Annotated in this window: 20 protein-coding genes; 1 reads left to right on the forward strand and 19 read right to left on the reverse strand. The window is 32.4% G+C overall.

Annotation, left to right across the window (positions count from 1 at the left end):
- Nucleotides 1-3 precede the first annotated feature (3 nt).
- The 14 genes from AVL50_RS07735 to AVL50_RS07800 all read right to left on the reverse strand — a co-directional run bounded on the left by AVL50_RS07735 (nt 4) and on the right by AVL50_RS07800 (nt 18509).
- Nucleotides 4-1233, reverse strand: a complete 1230-nt coding sequence (locus tag AVL50_RS07735; protein ID WP_062615914.1) for a tail fiber protein — start codon at nt 1231-1233, stop codon at nt 4-6.
- Entirely contained in the window at nt 1233-2312 is a 1080-nt protein-coding gene (locus AVL50_RS07740; protein WP_062615915.1) for a hypothetical protein, read from the reverse strand. Before AVL50_RS07740 ends, AVL50_RS07735 begins: the two co-directional genes overlap by 1 nt.
- A complete protein-coding gene (locus AVL50_RS07745) occupies nt 2302-3261 on the reverse strand; it encodes a hypothetical protein (RefSeq protein ID WP_062615916.1) in 960 nt (319 codons plus the stop codon). The genes AVL50_RS07740 and AVL50_RS07745 overlap by 11 nt, the downstream gene beginning before the upstream one ends.
- Complete coding sequence (locus AVL50_RS07750) at nt 3261-4706, reverse strand: tail fiber protein (protein ID WP_062615917.1); 1446 nt, start codon at nt 4704-4706, stop codon at nt 3261-3263. Before AVL50_RS07750 ends, AVL50_RS07745 begins: the two co-directional genes overlap by 1 nt.
- 51 nt (nt 4707-4757) lie before the next feature.
- A complete protein-coding gene (locus tag AVL50_RS07755; RefSeq protein ID WP_157491200.1) occupies nt 4758-5864 on the reverse strand; it encodes a tail fiber protein in 1107 nt (368 codons plus the stop codon).
- A 10-nt stretch (nt 5865-5874) separates the two neighbouring features.
- On the reverse strand, nt 5875-7284 hold the full coding sequence (locus AVL50_RS07760; RefSeq protein ID WP_062615919.1) for a pyocin knob domain-containing protein: 1410 nt from the start codon (nt 7282-7284) through the stop codon (nt 5875-5877).
- Between the two features lie 96 nt (nt 7285-7380).
- Nucleotides 7381-8310, reverse strand: a complete 930-nt coding sequence (locus tag AVL50_RS07765; protein ID WP_062615920.1) for a hypothetical protein — start codon at nt 8308-8310, stop codon at nt 7381-7383.
- 18 nt (nt 8311-8328) lie between these two features.
- Nucleotides 8329-9510: a hypothetical protein gene (locus AVL50_RS07770; RefSeq protein WP_062615921.1), complete on the reverse strand. Its 1182-nt coding sequence runs from the start codon at nt 9508-9510 to the stop codon at nt 8329-8331.
- A gap of 145 nt (nt 9511-9655) precedes the next feature.
- Nucleotides 9656-10873, reverse strand: coding sequence for a tail fiber protein (locus AVL50_RS07775; protein WP_062615922.1), 1218 nt, complete (start codon nt 10871-10873; stop codon nt 9656-9658).
- A gap of 743 nt (nt 10874-11616) precedes the next feature.
- A complete protein-coding gene (locus AVL50_RS07780) occupies nt 11617-13620 on the reverse strand; it encodes a hypothetical protein (RefSeq protein WP_062615923.1) in 2004 nt (667 codons plus the stop codon).
- 674 nt (nt 13621-14294) lie between these two features.
- Nucleotides 14295-15239, reverse strand: a complete 945-nt coding sequence (locus tag AVL50_RS07785) for a hypothetical protein (RefSeq protein WP_062615924.1) — start codon at nt 15237-15239, stop codon at nt 14295-14297.
- A gap of 167 nt (nt 15240-15406) precedes the next feature.
- Nucleotides 15407-16408, reverse strand: a complete 1002-nt coding sequence (locus AVL50_RS07790; protein WP_062615925.1) for an AraC family transcriptional regulator — start codon at nt 16406-16408, stop codon at nt 15407-15409.
- Between the two features lie 181 nt (nt 16409-16589).
- A complete protein-coding gene (locus AVL50_RS07795) occupies nt 16590-17180 on the reverse strand; it encodes a MarC family protein (RefSeq protein ID WP_062615926.1) in 591 nt (196 codons plus the stop codon).
- Between the two features lie 12 nt (nt 17181-17192).
- Nucleotides 17193-18509 carry an amidohydrolase family protein gene (locus AVL50_RS07800; protein WP_062615927.1) on the reverse strand — a complete coding sequence of 439 codons (1317 nt, stop codon included), beginning with the start codon at nt 18507-18509 and terminating at the stop codon, nt 17193-17195.
- A gap of 323 nt (nt 18510-18832) precedes the next feature.
- On the opposite strand from AVL50_RS07800, the gene AVL50_RS07805 reads away from it, so the two are divergent.
- Complete coding sequence (locus AVL50_RS07805) at nt 18833-19573, forward strand: DUF4272 domain-containing protein (RefSeq protein ID WP_062615928.1); 741 nt, start codon at nt 18833-18835, stop codon at nt 19571-19573.
- A 126-nt stretch (nt 19574-19699) separates the two neighbouring features.
- On the opposite strand, the gene AVL50_RS07810 is transcribed toward AVL50_RS07805, so the two are convergent.
- The 5 genes from AVL50_RS07810 to AVL50_RS07830 form a co-directional block, all read right to left on the reverse strand.
- On the reverse strand, nt 19700-20203 hold the full coding sequence (locus AVL50_RS07810) for a hypothetical protein (RefSeq protein WP_062615929.1): 504 nt from the start codon (nt 20201-20203) through the stop codon (nt 19700-19702).
- A 176-nt stretch (nt 20204-20379) separates the two neighbouring features.
- A complete protein-coding gene (locus tag AVL50_RS07815; RefSeq protein WP_062615930.1) occupies nt 20380-20688 on the reverse strand; it encodes an MTH1187 family thiamine-binding protein in 309 nt (102 codons plus the stop codon).
- 97 nt (nt 20689-20785) lie between these two features.
- Complete coding sequence (locus tag AVL50_RS07820; RefSeq protein ID WP_062615931.1) at nt 20786-21241, reverse strand: hypothetical protein; 456 nt, start codon at nt 21239-21241, stop codon at nt 20786-20788.
- A gap of 445 nt (nt 21242-21686) precedes the next feature.
- Nucleotides 21687-22196: a hypothetical protein gene (locus AVL50_RS07825; RefSeq protein WP_062615932.1), complete on the reverse strand. Its 510-nt coding sequence runs from the start codon at nt 22194-22196 to the stop codon at nt 21687-21689.
- The gene (locus AVL50_RS07830; protein WP_062615933.1) at nt 22196-22849 is read right to left on the reverse strand and encodes a bifunctional 4-hydroxy-2-oxoglutarate aldolase/2-dehydro-3-deoxy-phosphogluconate aldolase; all 654 of its coding nucleotides are present in this window, start codon (nt 22847-22849) and stop codon (nt 22196-22198) included. The genes AVL50_RS07825 and AVL50_RS07830 overlap by 1 nt, the downstream gene beginning before the upstream one ends.
- Between the last annotated feature and the right edge of the window lie 2 nt (nt 22850-22851).

Raw genomic sequence — 22851 nt, forward strand, 5'->3', positions numbered from 1 at the left:
ATATTATTTATTTTCTAGTTTAGTTATTCTTTCTAATAATGTTTCGATTAGTTTCTCTTGACGGTCTACTTTGTCCTTAAGATGATCTTGTTGATTCAAACGCTTTTCCTGCTCAATAGTGTGTAATGTCAATTCTTCAATCTTCTTCAACAAAATCAGATTCATCTCTGCCAAATGAAGTCCTTCTTCTTCAATCTGAGTAGCTGATTTCACCTCAGGTAAATGACTGTATTCTTTAATGTATTTTTCAACATCAGCCAATGGCATCATTTTGTAATCCTCTTTGAAAACATAATCGGGTACTGTGCCAGCTGATGCTGTGACTTTAACTTCCTGAGCGTGAATTTTACCTTTTACAGTTAGCCTTGCATCTGGGGAAACTGTTCCGATACCAACATTACCTCCTCGGGGATTTAAAACAATATTTGATGTAACAGTATTATGATCAACTGATTGAAAATAACTTACTCGATTTTCTGTATCCACACCAATTTGTAAATCTTGGTCATCCCCCCATATTTGAATAGGATGTTCAGAACTCCATTCTGAACCTTTAGCATCACCTTCTTGGACAATATGTAGTTTTGCTCTTGGACTTGAAATTCCAACGCCTAATTCCCCTTTAAAAGTAATATTCAGTAAATCTCTATTTAAATTACTAAACTTAAATTGTCCTTCATTACTATGTTTCTTAATTTCTAAACCTACATTATCAGAGCCATTTGAATAATTATTGAAAGTAGTATACCTAAGTCCATTATTATCAAGCCTTAATAATTCACTATTTGTTGTGTTAGAATTAATATGTAATTTAGATTGTGGTAAACTTGAACCAATACCAATATTACCTTCTGAATCTATCACCATTCTATCTTTTAATACAGAATTCTTTGCTGTAGAAAATCTTAAATCAGCAGAATACCATTCACCATTTCCCCATTTAGTATTAGAAGAAATTCTTGATACCACTCCTAAATCATAATGTTTAGCAAAATCTATTGAACCTATAGAACCAGTAAAATTTTCAGCAGCCTTCCTTGAACCCAGTCTAATAGTTGGATGATCTTTTGAAATATGGAGATCAGCTTCAAATTTAGATTCTGCTCCTATTCCCACTTTTCCTTCTTTATATAAAAGATCTGATTTTGCTCCTGATTCAGTTGTGATTTTTTCTTGTCCAAATACAACGAAGTTACAGATGCAAAATGAGACCGTTAGAATTACCTTTTTCATTATTTATTTTCTTTAATTAACTTTTTGATTTCGTCGAATTCTTGTTGAAGAACTTCAAGTTTATTTATCTTTCTATTTTGTTCTTCAATTAGTTTTTGTTGTTCGATTGTATACAACGTCAATTCCTCTATCTTCCTCAACAACATCGCTTCTGTTTCTCCTACATTTACACCATTTTCTTCTACTTCTTTGGCTGAAGGAACATCTGGTAAATGTTTATATTCTTTGATATGAGCTTCCACTTCTGAGAGAGACTTTAAGTTATAATCATCTTCGAATACGTAGTCTGCCCATACATCAGTTTTCACTTTTATTTCTTTAGAAATAATTCTACCGTCTACTTGTAATAAAGAGCCTGAGATATCATTTTTCAATTGCATACCGATAACTTCTTGGTTATTGGTATCTTTCGTAGCCCATTTCCAACCTCCTCTCCATCTTGGGATATAATATTTTACAATACTATTATCAGGAACATTATAAATGTTATTAATAGAACTTACTCCTGTTCCTAATGAAAAACTTACACTAGTACCACTTGCATAATGATTATGTAAGGACATTATAGTCCTAACAACACCATTTCCATCTTCAGACCCATCTGTGGTCCATTTCCAACCTCCTCTCCATCTACTGTAATGAAAATTAAACAAACCATTATCACTAAAATGAGTTGTAAATTTTCCGTCTCCAACACCGGACATATGCAATGTAGATCCTAATTTTAAATCATTTGTTTCGATTTTGTTTGAATTAAGAGTACCTTTTAATTCCAAATCACCAGTATACCCATCTAAAATCATAGAATAAAAGTTTGGTTTAGAGGCAAATTGACCTGTTCCCCAATAGAAGTTGCCATTTAAATGAAACCCGAACATAAGCTCATTCACTGTTCTTGATTTAAATACAAGTGCCGCATGATCTGGATGTGTAAATTGAATTGCATTATTAAAACCATTTACTGATCTTGTGTCATTTGTACCAGTAATTTCTAAGCTTTTATAGATTTTCTCTTGTCCAAAACAAGTAATAAGAGATAGAAATACACATGTAATAGTTAGTATAAGTTTATTCGTCATGACCAATTTTTTTTAATAGTTCGTTAATAAGTTTTTCCTGTTTATCAAGCCTTTTCTCTTGCTCAATAGTATATAAAGTCAATTCCTCAATCTTCCTCAATAACATTGCTTCAGTCTCCCCAACATTCACACCATTTTCTTCTACTTCTTTAGCTGATGGTACATCTGGTAAATGTTTATGCTCTTTGATATGGGCTTCTACTTCTGAAAGGGATTTTAGGTTGTAATCTTCATCGAAAACATAGTCTGCCCAACCTGTGTATACCTTTACTTCTTCGGCTCTTATTTTTCCATTTACAGATAGCTTATAACCTGATGTAACGAATGTATTAATACCTATAGACCCATCAGGATTAATCCTCATTGCATTTATATTATCTGCCCCATTTGAAGTTTTAAAATCTAAACCTATAAATGTACTTGCTATACCTCTAAATGCAGAAATGGAAGATTGATAATTCATATTATCAGTTGTAAATAAAATACCGTGACTTACATTATTGTTAGTGTTATTATTGGAAGAAATTAAAAGGTTACCATTATAAACATGTAATTTCTCTAATGGGTTAGATCTACCAATGCCAATGAAACCGTTGTAATTGATATGCATCGCTTCAAGATTTCCTACTCTATCAGATGTGAAAAATTTCATTCCTATAAGATTACTACCTTCACCTCTATAACCTAATATAGAAGAGTAATATGGCAAATTGTCAGTTGAAAATTTCACACCTGTATGTATTGAAGAATTCGTAGACTGACCTGACGATAACAAAATATTACCATTTTGTACTCGAATTTTTTCTGTAGGGGAATTAGTTCCTATTCCTAATTTACCATCTCTGTAAATTAAATCACTAATAGCACGATTTTCAGTCATTAACTTTTCCTGCCCAAATAATAATGTACTATAGATACTAATCGTTGCTGTTATAATTAGTTTTTTCATTATTTATTATTAATTAGCTCTTTGATGGCTTCAATTTCACGTTGCAATGCTTCAAACTTATCTATTTTTTTATTCTGTTCTTCAATTAGTTTTTGTTGCTCAATGGTATATAACGTCAATTCCTCAACCTTCTTCAATAAAAGTAAATTCATCTCTGCTAAATGAAGCCCTTCCTCCTCTATTTGACTTGCTGATTTCACTTCTGGCAAATGACTATGTTTTTTAATGTATCTTTCTACCTCTTCTAATGACATCATATTGTAATCTTCTTTAAAAACATAATCAGGTGTTTCTCCTGCCGATACTGTAACTTTCACTTCTTGGGCATGAATTTTCCCTTTGACCGTTAGTTTTGAATCAGGTGCATCTGTCCCGATTCCTACTTTCCCATCAAAATAAGCATTGGCAGTTCTTGTATCAAACACAATACCCGCTCTATTATTAAATGAACTATGAAAACCTATACCATACCAAGAAGATATACCAACATTATATCTATCGAAAGAAGCAGCATCTGCGGTTCCACTTACAAAATCACCATGAATTGAAATATCATCTCTCGCCCCACTGTTATTTTCACCTTTACCTTCAACCCTTACAGAAGCTCTATCAGCACCGTTATGTTGGACATGCAGGTTTGCTGAAGGGCTTTTTCTGCCGATTCCAACATACCCTTTACTATCAATACTAACTCGCTCAATACCATTAGTAGAAAGCCCCAAAAAGCCTCCATATGTACCTGACCCACGATAAAATGAAATAAAACCATTTTTTTCATCACTCGCGTATTTTAATCCTAATCGAAAGGACTCAGTATTGATTGGCTGTGTTGTGATTGTTTTAGCATAAAGTGAAAAATTTGATTCATCTGCATTGGCTAAAATAGTACCATATGAGTTGTCCCCGTTATTCACATGTAGTGTTGCACTTGGTGTTGTTATACCTATCCCAACTTGACCATTACCTAGTATAGTAAACTCTGGGGTGTGATTAGCTGTTCCATCAGGATTAATTATCGATGAAGATCGACTTATATAAAAACTTTTATTGGGGGAGCCTCCATAATATAAATGACCAATATGCCAATTAAGTTGAGAACCTAATTCTCCAAAACCTATAGTTGCCAAGTCCTTACCTTCAGAACCTCTGTATAAATTAATACTTTTGTTCCCTCTTGTATTTCCAGCAGGAAGTAAAAATATATCTGAATAAAAATCCGAACGTTTTGATCCTGAATTAAATTCAACAAAAGATGTATGGGGTGTACCTGACATATCCTTTATTCTAAAAGAACTTCCTGAGCCAAATAATTGAATATCCATCCAATCTCCACTATTTGTCTGGATTCTATTAAACCCTCTTATATCCCCATTATTAGTATCAATGGTTTGGGCATTTAATGAAGTTGAAAATATTATTAATAAAATGAAATGTATCTTTTTCATGCTTGTTTGATCGTTTAGAGTTTGATATATTTTTCAGGTAAAAAATTGGTCCTATTTTTTTTCTAATTGATTTACTTTATTTATAAGTAATTCTACTGTTTCATAAAGATTTGAGATCTCTTTTTCTTGATTTATAGTATGAATTGTCAATTCCTCAACCTTCTTCAATAAAAGTAAATTCATCTCTGCTAAATGAAGCCCTTCCTCCTCTATTTGACTTGCTGATTTCACTTCTGGCAAATGACTATGTTTTTTAATGTACCTTTCTACCTCTTCTAATGACATCATATTGTAATCTTCTTTAAAAACATAATCAGGTGTTTCTCCTGCCGATACTGTAACTTTCACTTCTTGGGCATGAATTTTCCCTTTGACAGTTAGTTTTGAATCAGGTGTATCTGTCCCGATTCCTACTTTCCCATCAAAATAAGCATTGGCAGTTCTTGTATCAAACACAATACCCGCTCTATTATTAAATGAACTATGAAAACCTATACCATACCAAGAAGATATACCAACATTATATCTATCGAAAGAAGCCGCATCTGCAGTTCCGCTTACAAAATCACCATGAATATAAATGTCATTTTGAGTACCACTATTATTCTCACCTTTACCGTGTACTCTAATTTTAGCTTGACTTCCATCACTTTCTTGAACATGTAGTTTTGCGGTTGGGCGAGTAGTTCCAATTCCTAATCTTCCTTGTGCATTTAAAACCATTACTTTATCTGTATAATTTTCCCAAGAAAAAAGAGGTCTATTAACAACTCTTTGTCCTGCACCTGAAGTATGTGACAATCGAGCATTAAAACTAATTAAAGCATTATCATCTGTATCTAAATTAGGATTAGCCATTCCCATAATACCTAATGCAACTCTATTATCTGAAGAACGAGCTCCTTTTATTAATGGGATAAACTGTGACGCAGCGCCAGTATAATTTGTGATTAAAAAATAATCATCAATGGCATCTGAAACCTTCATTTTTAGCAAATTTTCTGTTTCTCCCACATTAGAAAGAATAGTCAATTTTGCCCCACTAGTACTCAGTGTACCTATACCTACATTACCCTCTGTTCCTATTTTATTTGTTTGCCCATAACCTACTAGAGTAAAGACACTCATAAATAAGATAATTAGTAAAAATTTATTCATAATAATTAGTTTACTTATTTAATAAAGATTCGATTTTTGAAAGACGCTCTTCCAATGCATCATTACGTTCTTTTTCTTTTTCAAGGTTTCTAATTTGCTTGCTCTGATATTCTATTTGTTTTTGCTGTTCAATAGTATACAAAGTCAACTCCTCAATCTTCCTCAACAACATCGCTTCAGTCTCCCCAACATTCACCCCATTTTCTTCTACTTCTTTGGCGGATGGCACATCTGGTAAGTGTTTATGTTCTTTGATATGGGCTTCTACTTCTGAAAGGGATTTTAGGTTGTAATCTTCTTCGAAAACATAATCTGCCCAGCCTGTATATACTTTTACTTCTTCGGCTCTGATTTTTCCTTTTACTGATAACCTAAAATCAGTAGTTTCATTAGTGCCTATTCCAACATTCCCATAGTGATCTATTATCATTCGTTCATGAAAACCATTATCATCTCCGTCTGTATGATACCTAGTTTTAAAAGAAAGACCTCCCCTAAAAGTTGCTGATTCATTTGTACGGAAATCAATTCCTTCTATTTTCCCTAAAGCGATTGTTGATGATAAAGTTATATTTGGCTTGACATTACTTGCAAATTGATTAGTTTTAATCTGAATACTTTCATTTGTCTTGATTATACCGTCCACATCTAATTTTGCACTAGGTTTAGATATTCCTATTCCAACATCACCACTCCCAGAAATTCGCATCCTTTCATCATATGATTTTTCCCCTTCATAATTTCTAGTATAGAATAACATATCTACTCTATTACTCCATGAACTTGTAGACTGTGCAAAGATTCCGACAGATTTTTGGCTTTCCTTATGCATATTATCACTGTAATCTAAACTTAATGAAAGCCCTACCATTCTTTGATCATCTGTGCCTGATGAATTGGGTGCCCTTACAATCAATTTATTTGCATTATGTGCTTGATATTCTTGAGTAGTTGCCACATCAATTGGAGCGGTAACCGATGAACTTCCAATTCCTAATCCAGTGGAGATTCGAACTTGTCCACTTGTATTTTCACTTAACACTTTTACCCAATCAGTCCAATTGTTAGAATAGCGTCCTCTCATATACATTCCTTCATTGATTGCATTAGATGCACCGTAAGGGATTGCAAATTGAGTTATATTACCTGTCCCATTTTTAGATATATATTCAAAGTTGAATGGATGAAAATAATAATTCGATTTTTTAGGACCATTAGGTGCATCACCTCTTAGCAAGGTAAGCCCGTTTCCTGATTTAGTATTAGACTTATCATTCCAATCTAATACTCCATTAACATGTTCAGCACCAAAACCGCCAATAATTCGTCCTTCAACTGTTAAATCTCCTTTAATAGTTTCTTGTCCAAAAATCACAAAACTATAAATAGAGATGATTGAGGTTAATATTAGTTTTTTCATAATTTCTTTTTATCTTTTTTTGTTTGAAAGTTTTTAACAAGCTGCTCAATATCACTTTATTCTTCAAACTAAGGTTGAATAGTTTATGGAATCTTACTATTCCTGATTCTTTTCTAGTTTTGAAATTCTTTCTAATAATTGATAAATAATTTTATCCTGATTATCTACTTTATCTAACGACTCCTTTAAGCTTTTGATTTCTTTTTCTTGCTCAATAGTGTATAACGTCAACTCCTCAATCTTCCTCAATAACATCGCTTCTGTCTCCCCAACATTCACACCATTTTCTTCTACCTCTTTGGCTGAGGGAACATCTGGCAGGTGTTTATATTCTTTGATATGAGCTTCTACTTCTGAAAGAGATTTTAGGTGGTAATCTTCTTCGAAAACATAGTCTGCCCAGCCTGTATATACTTTTACTTCTTCGGCTCTAACCTTGCCTCCAACAGATAATTGATAACCTGATATATTGGAAGTATTCAGTCCAATTTCTCCATGTGTACCAGTATAAGTAATGATTTTGGGAACTATGGTTGAAGTTATATCTTCAGCTCCTTCTAAACTATAAACTTCAGGTTTAAAATACTTCACCTCTTGAAACAATGTTTTAGAATTAATCATTGAAGATTTAATCGAAAGAGATGGATATATATCAGTAATACGTAATACAATATCATATCCGCCATCAGCAGATTGATAAAACTTAACTTGATATTTACTATGACTTCCACCTCTTCTTTCAAGATTAACTTTCAAACCATCCCTAGAAGAAATATAATAAGTTGTTAAACCTAAATTTGAAGCATGCCAATTACCTCCAAATATTTCTAATCTCAATTTATGAAAATTATTACCATCATTTTTTGGTACATATCCCACTAAGTATTCAGAACCTACTACATTAACAGAACCCAATACAATTTGATACTCCTGAGCATAAGATTTTAATGAAATACATAAACTAATAAACAGTATTAAGGAGATGGATAATACATATTTAGTAGCTTGCTTAAATTTTCTTTTCATAATGACTGCGTATTAACTTTATTTATTTTTAATTAGTTCTTTAATCGTTTCTATTTCACTTTGTAGCTTTTCTAGCTTACTTATTTTTTCATTCTGCTCTTCAATTAGTTTTTGCTGTTCAATTGTGTACAAAGTCAATTCCTCAATCTTCCTCAACAACATCGCTTCTGTCTCCCCAACATTAACACCATTTTCTTCTACTTCTTTAGCTGATGGAACATCTGGAAGGTGTTTATATTCTTTAATATGAGCTTCTACTTCTGAAAGAGATTTTAGGTGGTAATCTTCTTCGAAAACATAGTCTGCCCAGCCTGTGTATACTTTTACTTCTTCAGCTCTGATTTTTCCTTTTACGGATAATTTGAAATCAGAAAGGTTTGTTGTCCCAATACCAACATGCCCTCTATAATCCATTCTCATAGCTTCCGTTCCATTTAAGATAAAAGCTAATGGGTTATTGGTGCCTGTTGTTGAGATCACTTGTCTTCCTGATGGTCCTTCTCCATAAATATTGATAGTTCTAGTTGCTAAATCTTGAATAGACAAACCTGATGTGTTTGTTTCTCCTGATTGTTTGACAAATAGTTGTGATTTAGGAGCATTTGTACCTATACCCACTTTTCCTGTCACTGCCAATGAATAACCATACTGATTTGTTTCATTACCAATGTTTAAACTTTGGTAGATATAAGCATTTCCAGACATATCAACTGTAAACCTACTTTTCCACTCCGAATCTTTCCAATAAGTAAAACCAACATCAAATAAATCGTGATTTGATACTCCATCATCACCAATATTTACTCTAAAAGAAGTTTTATCTGCTTCTCGATTGTATCTTGCTATCCATGTCGGGTCACTGTTGGAATGACCGCCTCTTAATACTAACTTATTGCCATAAGTATCGGTATCACTCCCAGTTACATGTCTGTAATGACCTAGTTCTATATCTCCAAATGTGATAACCTTATTCACAGCTAAACTTGTGAAAGGGCGATCCGAATCTGAGTTCCAAAAGTTAATTAAGTTATTATTACCATCATAAAAGAGCTTAACATAAGAATTATCATCATATTGGCTATTATATGGAAATATTGTAAAATAAGAACTTTTGTGAGACAAAATACCTGAATAATTTGTTTGTCCAAATACTGCTAAACTACATAAACAAACAGTAGCAGTTAGAATTAATTTTTTCATTAGAATAGTTAATTATTTATCCCCAATCCCTCTAAACCCAATTCTAAACACCCTAGGGCCATTCTGTAAAGGGTTTTCTTCTGTTTCATAGACAAAAGATTAGTGCAGTTGGAAGTTGAAGCAAAAGAGATTTCAGTTTATTAGTTTACTTTTTTTGAATTGATTGAATCATTTCTTTTAAAATATTAAGCTCATTTTTTAAATCTTGAACTTCTTTTAATTCATTTTTCAAATTGGAAATTTCTTTCTCTTGCTCAATAGTATACAAAGTCAACTCCTCAACCTTCTTCAACAAAAGTAAATTCATCTCAGCCAGATGAAGTCCTTCTTCCTCTATTTGACTTGCTGATTTTACCTCAGGTAAATGTCTGTGTAATTGAATATATTTTTCAATTTCTTCTAAAGACATAAGATGATAGTCCTCTTTAAATACATAATCAGGTGTTTCTCCTGCCGATACTGTTACCTTTACTTCTTGTGCATGAATCTTTCCTGCTACTGTTAGCCTTGAATCAGGAGTAGAAGTTCCAATACCTACTTTTCCATTACTTTGAACTTTAAACCTTACATTTTGATCATTGTCTTCACATTGCAAAATGATGGAACTATTATCATTTGATGACCTACCATAACCATTTTGTATTAGTAATCCTTGAGACTTACCGCCTGTATTCTTTATTTTAGTAGTCCAAAAATTATTAATTGATTTATTAATATTCAATACGGCTTCAGGAGAATCAGTTCCTATCCCTACGTTACCCTCTTTTTTAATCGTCATCGCACGATTTAGATATCCTGACTGAGATTGAGTATAATCATATCCAACAGCTATGTATGCATCTCCATTTAAGGCTCCAAAAATGGTGGCTGTATTTTCTCTTTCATTTCTGATACGAAATCCTCTAGCCCATCCACCATCTGAATTGGTTGTTACTTCTACTCCACTAGGATATGTCTTGAGAGAAGTTAATGGAGAAACTATAACTTCAAACTTTTCTTTTGGGGATGTTGTACCAATACCTACTCTACCTTCCTTATCTTCCGATAATATCTTATACCATGAACTCCATTTTTCTGTAGAACCACTAGGATTATAATTTCTGTAATATAAATTATCTTTACTTGCTGAATATTGGTTTGTCATTATTTCAAATAATCGGTATCCACTATTGTCTGCTTTAATGGTTAGTTTAGTGCCATATGGATATTTCCAATTAAAGTTTGCATTACCACTACCAGGTCCGCCCTGATAATAAACCCCATTTTCCATAGTATTGGGATCAACATCTTCTTTATATTGTTGTTGTCCGTAAACTATATAGTTACAAAAACAGCACACTGCCATTAGCATTAGTTTTTTCATTATAATTATCTATTTTTTTGTTTTAAAGTTTGAAAACTTTTAAAATCTTCTTTTCTATATCAGAACAATTACTTAGATGTTGAGCTGTTCAGGATGAAATAATTACCCTACTCATTTTTTCTAGCAAAACAAATCCTTTCTTTAGTATTCTACTATTTTATAAAAAAATAAGTTTATTTCTCTTGTTTAATTGAATACGACCTAAACTTCTCTATATCATTAGTATGTCTCTCCAAGATACACCTCTACCTTGTAATTTATTGGTTATAAAAGCACCAACTAAGTATTTATGCTTATGTTTTTTAATATAAACTTTTGACTTCTGAAAGAAACTCTAGTTTGTGTTCTAGTTATACATAGAGTTTCCTTTCCATGTCAATGTATACTTTTATTTCTTTAGCCCTAATTCAACATCCTATGAAATTATACTTTTAATGTTCCTAATTCTCATTTTACATTTGAAATAACCACCTCGGTTATTTACCATTTTTTGAATATAGTTTTTACACTAAGTACATTACCTCAAGGAACAATTAAGAAAATAGTTAAGATATATCTTCTTACATATCAGCTAAATAAAAAATAGGTATAATCTATTATGATTTTAGAAAAAAGATAGATCATAAATAAGTAATTAATAGAAATGAGCCCTCTTCTCTTATTGAGAGTTGAGGGCTTTTGTTCTTCAGTTGTAACAATAATATTCCTATAAAAATTTTTCTAGTAAATAATAAATCTTAACACTAATTAATTATGATTTTATGATAATTAATAGTTTTTGTTGTAGGATTGATTACCTTCAAAAAGACAATCCCTTTATTCATATTATCAGTGTTAATTAAATAGTTTGTTTTATTTAAATCCTTGTTATTCCATAATAAATTATTGAATTGATCAATTAGATAAAATTGGTATTTAGTTCCATCAAGAACTTTTACACCTAGTTTATTAGATTCAAGGTTATTATTTATAATAATATAGTTTTCATCAACATTAGTAGCTAACTGATTTGATATTACCGCTTCCTCAGATCCCTTTTCAATAACTTTATAATAAACAATTTTTTTACCATCAACAATAGTATCTGCTTGAATTAGTTGATCTGAATTTGAAAAATCATCATTGAAAGTTCTTGTATTTGAATTAGAAGGTAAATTATTTAAACATTCAAATTCTAAATTTTCAACATCTGTAGCTTTAATAATAATGTTCGCTCCTTTATCAATTTGTAAGTTTTTCACAAAAATATTATTTCCAGCAACAATTTCAATATTATCACCATTTCCTAAATTACGACTTAAACTTTCAATTGTTATTGACTCTCCAGCTTTAATCACTTCATTTTTCATTGGTGAATAATTATTAAGTGTTAATGTGTTTTGATGAGTAACATAAATATCCTCATTATCTACTGAATAGATTTGGTCTTCTATCCAAATACTAATATCGGATGATAATTCTGTGTGGGTCATATTGGAATGAGAGACATCCCACCAAATATCATCAAAAGGTGTATTACTTAAAATTCTATCTTTTCCATAGTTAGCTAAATTGAGAGTTGAAATATCTGTAGATAAATCGAGAGCACTATTTGTTGAAATAAAACAGGCGTCTTCAATTAATGCTCTAGCTCCAATATGATCAATATCAGCATTATTAAGTTCATCACTAACTATACCAAACCAATTATAATAACCTCCAGGAAGGTTATCAAAAGGTTCATTATCAAATCCAATTGAAAAAAAACGGCCATTGTCTGGTTCAATACCTATGTCATGAGGTTCTGATGCATAATAATAACTAAAAATATCAGAGTCCCATAATAAATCAGAACCACCTGGTGCTGTGGTTAAAACTCTGGAGTAAAAACCAATCTGAGCGATAAGTGCTGTTGCCCCTGCTGTATTAAAAAAGCCCATTCCATTTAAAGTCCCATTAGATATGGCAACATTTTTACACTTTTGTGGATATCCATTATTCTGTGTTAAACTAGCTAATTCATTGTAGAAATCTTCATGAGCTAAATGTGGTGTGTAAAAATAATTCTCATCTTTACATCCAAGAGTTGGATAAACTAATTGTTGAGTACCTGCTCTTAGCCTATGATACTTAAGTAATGTGATATCTGGACTAAAAGCACTAAAAGCACTATGCTCTGCGATAAATGCCTGAACAGATAGAGGTACATTTGCTCCTTTTTGAGGTGAATCAAAACTTATAAAAAGTTTTGTTTGATGGGGAATATTATCTTGTTCCATCTTTGACAGTGTATATCTTGAAATAACTCCTCCCAAGCTAACCCCTATTATTATCAGTTCTTCATTAGATTTTTTTTCACCATTTATATAAGAAATAAATTTCTCAAAAAGATAACTATTAAATTGAATTTCCAATGATGGGGCATTTAGATTTGGTACAATAATATCAAAACCATCATTCAAGAGCTGTTGCCCTAATCCATGAGCATCTAAATAAGTGTCAAATATTTCTTGAGGATCCTCCCTATCAAAGATATCATAGCCTTCTAAGAGAATAATTGGTTTATCAATATTTAAATTGTTACAATCTCCCGAGTTATTTGAAAAAACAGTAAAAGGAAAATCAATTGTTTCTTCAGTTGTCCCATTAAATATATCATCTGGATTCTTCCAGGTATAATTAATGTCTACTTCTAATACACAATCTTGACTTAACGAAGAATTGTATAAACTAGTTATAATTAACAAAGTGATTAATATTTGCTTCATTATATTTACTTTAAATATGTTTAAAATTCATTTTATTATACTAAAAAACTATTTGCTCTCTTAGCAAGAGAGGCAAACCCACCTTATATACCCAATAGCAGTACTTTTTACTTACACTCTTTCCATGACCTCTTCTGCAAATGGAACCGACCTGAAATATTTAGTGGAATATGTTTTAATTCTCTATTTGTACTAGTAAAAGAAATTATTGTGGTGAACAGAGTTGTTTTGATATTAATATATTCTCTGAAATGACCTTACAAGTTTGAAGTATTTCATTGCTTTAAAAGTTCAGTTGAATTGAATTAATCCTAGAAAACTATCTGGAAAAACTTGGATAGACATCACTAAAAAGAAAGATTGTATCAAACCTTTTATTACATATTTGATAATCTTTGACCTCATACTTACTTGAAATGCCCACTTCTTCTTAAAGAGAAACTCTATAACTAAATCATGAAAAATGCAATGAGAGACGATACCTAAATGAGAATTATATCAATTTCCATCAAAAATTTCTAATTGAAAACATTATAGTAATCTTATACAGTATTTGAGTATACCTATCTAAATACTCAGAACTTAGGTTATTATTAATTAATAGAAACAGTTAAAGTGTTAAGCTATTGTTGCTATTTGTTTTAATTGTTTAGCCATTTTCAAATTCATCTACCTTAGTCTTGTTCGAGTTTTTTAATTCTCTCTAAATAAATCTTATTTAGTTCATTTTGTTTGTCCAATTCCTTTCTCACTTCAATTAAGTAAAGCGTTAATTCTTCAACCTTTCTTAATAAAACAGCATCACTTTCTCCCAAATTCACCCCATCTTCTTCAATTTCTTTGGCAGATGGAACATCGGGAAGATGTTTATATTTTTTGATATGGGCTTCAACTTCTGAAAGTGGTTTTAGAGCATAACTGTCTTCAAAAACATAGTCTGGCCAATTTTCATTTGTTACTTTCACTTCTTTTGCTTTGATATTCCCATTTACAGCTAACATCGCATCAGGTGTCGTAGTTCCTATTCCAACCTTTCCATGTTGTGTAATTCTAAAACGATGTTTGCCTCCTGTAAAAATATCAGCACCAAAATGGCCAGACATATAAGCATTGTTACCATTAGCTGATGAACCAGCATCAAAATTGTGAAAGCCAAAACCGTAGTGGTGTATGTATTCTTCATCAAATAAGAAATCGTCATTTATTTGACAGGTTATTCCTGATGATTTACCTTCCTTATCATTCGCACTAGGAATAACCAAAACTCCATTAACGTATGAGTTGCCATTTACAAAAAGATTGTAGTTTGAATTATTAGATAATGTATTTATCATCAACCTTCCTTCTTTTGCAAACATGCTGTGAGCAGATCCACTACCATTACCAAAAAAAATATGATTTCCTTTGTAATAATTAAAGTGAAGGTCATTCCCATCCCAAACATCTATATGCGCATTTGCATTAGAATATTTTGTGATTCGAATTTTAGATTCTGAAAAATTATCTGTATTTCCATTTACAAATACATAAGCATGACCAGAAGCGTTACCTAGTTCAGTAACTTGAGCAATTGTCTTAAATGCACTCAGCACTAAGATGAGAAAAAATAAAGGTTTCATTTTTATTAATTTTAGAATATAGTTTGTTTTTTCAATATTTGCTTACACACTAATATGTTAAATATTTTATATAATAACGCTTAATTGTTTGTTTGTATTACAAAACAAAGTACACACATTAATAATTAATAAACAATCATTTACATTCTTTTTTTTGATTTTAACTTTTATTTACATTTAAAGTTAATTCCCTTCCTAAAACCACTCGGACTCACCCCATATTTCTCCTTAAAGGCTGTAGAAAATTTCTTTAATGAAGAGAACCCGCAGTCCAAGGCAATTTGAGTCATGGACTTGCCTGTTTCGAGAAGCAGTTGCTTGGTGGTTTCTAGTCTGAAGTTTTGGAAGTATTTGTAGACGGTGGTGCCGTACATCTGTTTGAAGTCTTTTTGGAGTTTACTTTCACTGATACCAAATTGTGCACATAGTTCTGGGATGTAAGGTAACTTTCCAACGTTTTTGGTCAGTGCTGTTTCTAATTGTATCATTCTATGAATGTCATTAGGATTCATGGTTGATAATTCTTCACCTCTATTGTCTATGAGGTACAAAAACTTAGTAGTCAACTCTAGTAACCTGTAGGTGGTAAAACTTGGTTGCAAGATGCGTTCTCCATTATAATGTATCAACTCGTAAAGCGATTTGCTAATTTCAAAGGGTATAAGCTCTACAAATGCATATGTTTTTTCGAGAAGGTATTTTTGGATATTAATGGTGTTTTGATGATGAATGTTTTCAAAGTAGTTGGAAGGTATTTCAATACTGATCCATTCTCTTTTCTCTTGTGGCTCAAAAAGCAAGGTAACCTCCCCTATATTTTTCTCTATCAAAACAATTGATGATTTTGTATTTTGAAGTACAGTTTTATCTGCCCAGTTTTTTCTATGGAAATTGATTTGAGGATAAAAACTAAAATATAGATTAGAATCGTTTTGATCAGTTTGGTAATGAAGCTCCACCTGCTCATGAAAAGAGATTGAATTGATAGTGATTTTTACACCTTTGATCCATTCAAAATAGTACACATGAAGATCAAAAGCATCATTTTTTATCTTTAATAGATTGTCTTTATAGTCCCCATTATATTCTGAAGCAAGTGCTGCTAAGAACTCTTCCACAGAGAAATTCCCTTGATAGTGAAATGTAAATTGCTGTCTATTTTCCTTCATTTATCATTCTGTAAAGATGTACTCCACTTTTTCCACATTTCAAAATAATGTAAAAAATACCCCCAGCAAAACCGGAGGTATTTATAATACTACGAAACTTAATTTCGTACCAAAACAAAACTAATTCTGATTCATTATTATATAATTTATTCGAGAACTGATTCTGGTTTAGTACCTATAACTAATGAAAACTATTTGCAAAACTCATGACACCTGTCAAAATAAATTGAACGCCCATGGCTAAGATGATTAGTCCCATAAAACGGGTGGTGATTTGGCTTGTTTTTGATGCTTTTGTCTGATTCTTTCTTGATAATAATGCAATGATAATCCATGTTGCAATCAATACCACCGCAATAGATATCAGTGCCACTACAGGTATATGATTCTCTGCTTCTGAAATGGAGAGTGTGATCACGCCTGTTATGGTTCCTGGACTTGCAGCAAAAAGAATCAAAGGCATCAAACTTTTCTCTTTATTCTGTTCTTTTTGATTCTCTTTTTTGTTTAACATTCCAAAGCCTATTGAAACCAATACTAATCCTCCTGCCACTTGGAATGCATCTAAACTTATTTCCAACATATTAAGGAGTTTTGATCCAAAAAATGCTGATATCGCTAATATTAATCCCACAGTAAAAACGGTTTCTGTCAGATCTCTTAGTTTGTGTTTGTATGATTTCCCTCTCTCAATCCCGCCAAAGATTTGAGAACAAATGACCGGATTGATTAATGAGAAAATGGTTAATATTCCTTGAAAATAAACTTCCATTTTTTTATTGTTTTATTGATTGATTGTGTTTTTATAGATTACTCCATCTTTCATGATCATCAAGAAATTGTGTTCTGGATCTGCTACCAAATCAAGATTTTCAAGTGGGTTACCGTCCACCAAAATCATATCGGCATAAGCACCTTCTTCTACCACACCTAACAAACCTTCTTGATAAGGATGTCTTGAGCCAGCCAATTCCAACAACTCCGCGTTTCCTGAAGTGGCTATTCTTAAAGCTTCAAACGGTGAATACCAATTGCCCAATCTTGCCAATAAGACATTCTGATTCTTAGTGTTTTCTGCATCAAATAAAATGTCTGTACCAAATGAAACTTTCACACCAATTTTTGAAGCTTTCTGATACACATTGTCTACCGCCTTTACCACTTGTAACCATTTCTCCTGACTACCCGGATCTGCAAAAGCGTTATCTCCTTCCAAGAAAGGCTGTGGACTTAACCAAACGCCTTTTTCTTTCATCAATTCCAAAGTAGAGTCTGAAGCAAAGAAACCATGCTCAATTGATTTCACTCCTGCATTTACAGCTGCAATAATTCCTTTATCAATCATTACATGTGATTGAACATAAGTACCATAATTTTCTGCCTCTTCGACAATCGCTTTGATTTCATCCATAGAATATTCCATTACCTCTAAAGGATCATATTCAGATGAAACACCGCCACCTGTACAGATTTTAATCTGCGTAGCACCATATTTTAATATCTCTCTTGTGACTTTACGTACCTCAGGAACCCCATCAGCAGTAATGGCCATCATATTTCTTTCCCAATAACTCATCTCTCCTACTGATTTTCTTGGTTCATCCAAAATACAGTAGTGATCTGCATGTCCTGTTGTCTGGCTCATAAATGGTCCCGAAGGCAGAATACGGTGGCCTGGATATTCTCCAGCATCAATTAACTTCTTTACGGCAAACGGATTTCCACCTGGATCTCTTACCGTAGTAAAGCCTCTCATTAGTGTTTGTTCTGCCCCTTTCATACTACGGATTGCTACCTCTGGCATGTCACCTTGGTTCATAAACAAAACCTCTGCTGGAGTATAAGCATAAGAGGTATGCCAATGTGCATCGATCAATCCGGGTATTAATGTTTTGCCTTCTCCATTTATTATCTCAACTGTATCAGCTTCTATATTTTTTGCAATTTTCTGTACTTTATTCCCATGAATCAGTACATCAACGCCTTTTTTTAATTTCTCATTTTTGCCGTCAAATACATCTACATTTTTAATTAGAATGTCATTTTGAGCAAATAATTGTGCACTAGCAAAAACGCATAGTAGCAATAATAACTTTTTCATAATAATAGATTTTTGATTTAATGATGTATAGTGTTGTGAGATCACTTTCTTTCCCTAAATCTCACATTACAAAGGTCATACAATTACCAATCAATCGTTTACATTATCTGATTAGACATTTACATAAAAAAGTCAAAAGTTATTTTTGAGACATCTCGTGCAAATAGATGCATAAAAGAGGAAAATATAGTAGATTGCTTTTGGTATAAAAAGATCATTTATTGATGAGAATAACAGCTTAAACCTTTACTTCAATTTATTATAAGCATTTTTTAAACCTGACCATAGGTAGCGTTCTCATCAGATCTATTAAAACAAACTTTATGAAAATTATTACAACATTCATCTTAATCAGTCTACTCTCAATTCAAATGATGTACGGACAAAACACCAAAGCAGTCGAAAATATTAAACCTACGACTTCTCAAAAGGAAAGAAGAGAACGTTCTGAAACCATCTGTCAATCTAAAGGGATTCCAGTGTACAAGAATAAAAACGCCTTATTTATCAACTCAGATGAGGCCATTACACTAAGGACAAAAGATGAAGTAGTGGACCGCGTTTTTGCGTTGCTCTATCTTGCTTTAAAAAGTGAAGGGCTGGAAGAGGCTCATTTAAAAAATCTTGAGCAAATGTATAGTGTGGAGGAAAAATTAACTCCTAATGAATTGCTTTATTTTAATGCCGATAACCCGACGGAACAGCAAAGAGTAAATGCAAATTGGAAATATGAATGTATGCACGTTATGCTTTGGTCTTTGGGTTATATTGAAGATTTACATTTTCCAAGTGAGGTATGTAATGTAGCTGATGATGTAGGCATCATTGTCAAAAAAGGGCCAAAGAAATTCAGAGAGGATGCTGAATTGAGAAACAAAGAAGAAATTCTTGACAAAGCTGATCTGATATTACGTTACGATTGGGCATGTGTGAGTGCACGTGTAAAAGGGGAAAAAGCTCCGGCAAATTTAGATGCAGGCGTTGTTTATGAATGGCATTATGCTTTGAATTGGCTTATTCAATATGCGAATCAAAACTGGGATAATGTGACAACTGATACTTGATCTAAAAACGTTAATTCATAAAAGAAATACTCCTTCACTTCATAATGCATTGTAAAGTGAAGGAGTTTTTTTTAAAAACTTAAGTACAAATTCAAAATTAACTATGATTTATTTTTGATTTAGTACTTATTTCAATTTTCTATTTGTTATCATTCCTGATGGATAATAATGATGTTTTTCTAACTCTAATTGTACGTCTGAAGGAATCAATCTATAATATTCTCTTTCCACCGGACCAATATCATGCATTGAAAACGGTTTACCAATATGAATACCAATCGCTTTCATTTGCTGAAGTAACTTTTTGTTTTGAGCATAAGGTTTCTTTTGCATAAGAAATGATAACTCTGTCAGAAACTCTTCTAAGGTGAGTGATTTCACTTTTTCTATGGGAGAAGAAAATGATGCCTTTTTGAATAATAAAGGATTAGAATTCTCTTTCTGTTTAGTTTTTGATTTTTGGGTATAATACATCAACACAATCGGAAACCCATACTGATAAATATCCGCAATTTTTTGAGCTTTATGAGAAACAAGTTCGGTGGATTGTTGAATTTCTTTGAAGGCATTGATGGCCGTTAGTACACCAAGGCAACTTAAAAGCATGAGCAACCTGTTATTAATTTCCATTTTTTGAATACAAAATTTAAAGATTAAAGCACCAAAATAAAATGTCTTCTTCTGGTCTTGAGCTACTGTATAAAACGGTGATACTGAAATTGGTTTTTATAAAATGCGGGTGTTTGCTATCAAAAAATGGTTATAAAAAAGGGAACCTCTATTTTTAGAAATTCCCTTCGGTTCGATTAGTCCACTTTACCAATTCTTTTTTCGATTGATTCTGTTTTTGACTTAATCATATTTGATTTATTCTTATTGTAATCCATGTTCATCACACAATAAATACGATCAGAAATAGGATCCATAATTTTGTATGCTTCGTCCACAACGTTGAGTAATTCAGTCACGGTCTCTGCTTCAATGACAGTACCCATTGGTGAAAACTGGTACGTTAATCCAGAGTCCTTAATGTGTTTTACGACTTTACTCACGTATTCACCGATATGATCTCCCTTATCAATTGGGAAGATCGCGAAATTCATAATTGCTCCCATAAATGAGTTTGTTTTTTAAGTTTCAGGCATTTCATCAAAATGATGCAATCATTTGAGTCGTGCTTTCACAAATTTATGAGGAATAATGAATCTATACCTAATTTATATGCAGGGGATTCTTTTTGGAAGAGAATTTCTCATACCATACCACAAAAAAAGTATCATATTCTTCACCTACCTTTTGAGTAATCAGTTCGTATTCAACTCCTCTTTCTTTATTAATAAAAAACTTCATAGTTGCTTCAGAATAATTCAATACACTATCAAAGGTGATGGTATGTGCTTCTTGCATTCCTTCTTCAAAAGCCATATGAGCAGATTTTGTCAAAGTTGTAGGAATTCTAGAGTCTGAATCGACAGGTAAATAAATGACACCACAAATCAATTCTGATTGTTCATCTTCTATCGGCATCACTTGATACCAATGTTCATTAATTTCAGTAAAAGTACTGCTTTGATTTTTTTTCCCAATTTGAATTCCTTCGATCTCTTGGGCGAATAATTTTTGAGTAAATAATAAGGCAATGAAAATAGGTAAAAGTCTCGTTAACATTACAGTTGATTTTATGTTTAAACACTAACAGCTCAAAGATACGGCACTACAGACGAATGGCTTACTAATGAATATTAACCTACAGAAGCAATAGTATTTATTAGGAAGACTTTAAAATTATTGAGGTATTTTATTGATGATCATCATCAAAATTGGTTGTTACTTATAAATGTGTATTACGCATATAGAAAAAAACACCACTCAAGAAGTGGTGTTTTTCAGTCCCAGAAATTGGGATTCTAACTACTTTTGTAACTTAATAAATGTTTAACAAAAATAATCAGTAGTATCTCTCTAGACAATAACCATTTTTAAGTATTTTTTCTGTTTTTTGGCCTAAATGAGACTTATATACAATGTTTTGAGACTAGAACAATTATTTTTATTCAAGAAAAAACGTGGTTAAAAACGCATTATTGGACTGTCCAATACGGTTTTTAAAAGGTTAATTTTTCTTTCCTAAAAATACATTCACTCCTTTTGGTTGAGGATTACCTGCTATTCTTCTCCAGCTTACCACCTGCCCCACATGAGTAAGAGCATCTGCAATCTGTCCATTGATCAAATACCAAAATGGAAAAGATTGAGTAGACCCATTGTAATTATAATTTTCCAATGTTTTCGGGTCCATACCTCTTAGGTGTTGACTCAAATTCCAATACAAAGTCAATGTTTCCTGACGGTAATCTTCCAAGTTGGAAAGCTCTTTTTTAGGAGAAGTACTATTCGTTAAAACTTTATGAGCAGTAAAAGCCAAATCATAAATATGACCGATCAGTTCAATCATATTTCGGCTTGAATCCACTGGCCTGAATTCAATTTCATTGGCTGTCAGTCCTTCTGTTGCCCAATGATACCTAAACCCTAGACCATCTACCATTCTACTAATTACAGTAGCCGCATTAGTCTTTTCTGGAAGTTGAGGTATTTCATCGTAAAGAAGTTGTTTGTCCATTATTTCAAGATGGTTTTAATTTGTTCTAGCTTGGAGTATAATTTTTTAAAATGAGCCAATAACTCTTGATCTTTTCCTTCTTGCATTAATTCTGGTGTAAATAAGGCACTCCCTCCCATACCCACACCATAAACTCCCAATTTGAAATATTCAAATAAGTTATCCTGATTGATACCACCCATTGGTAAAAGTGGAATCTCATTCAGTGGACCTCTGACGTCTTTGATATATTGAGGGCCTAATTGAGAACAAGGAAATACTTTTACTGCTTTAGCTCCCAATTGCCATGCTTTGTAGATTTCAGAAGGTGTAAAGGCACCTGGAAAAATGGGTGTATTACTTGTTTTGCACTTTTCAAACAATTCTTCATTCAAAATTGGCGTCACAATAAAGTTGGCTCCTGCATGTAATGCTTTTTGCAATTCTTGTACGGAACAAACGGTACCTGCACCGATATTCAAGTTCGGGAAATTTTGAATCGCATTATGAATCAACACTTCTGCTTTAGGGGTATTCATTGTAATTTCTAAAGTGGTAAAACCAGCTTCTTCATACAATGGAAGTATCCTTTTCAGTGTTTCCCAATCTACTCCACGCAACACGCCCATAACCGGTGCACGTTCAAAAGCACTTGAAGAAAATGTATCTATCATTT

It is taken from the genome of Flammeovirga sp. SJP92 (assembly GCF_001583495.1).
Taxonomy (GTDB): domain Bacteria; phylum Bacteroidota; class Bacteroidia; order Cytophagales; family Flammeovirgaceae; genus Flammeovirga.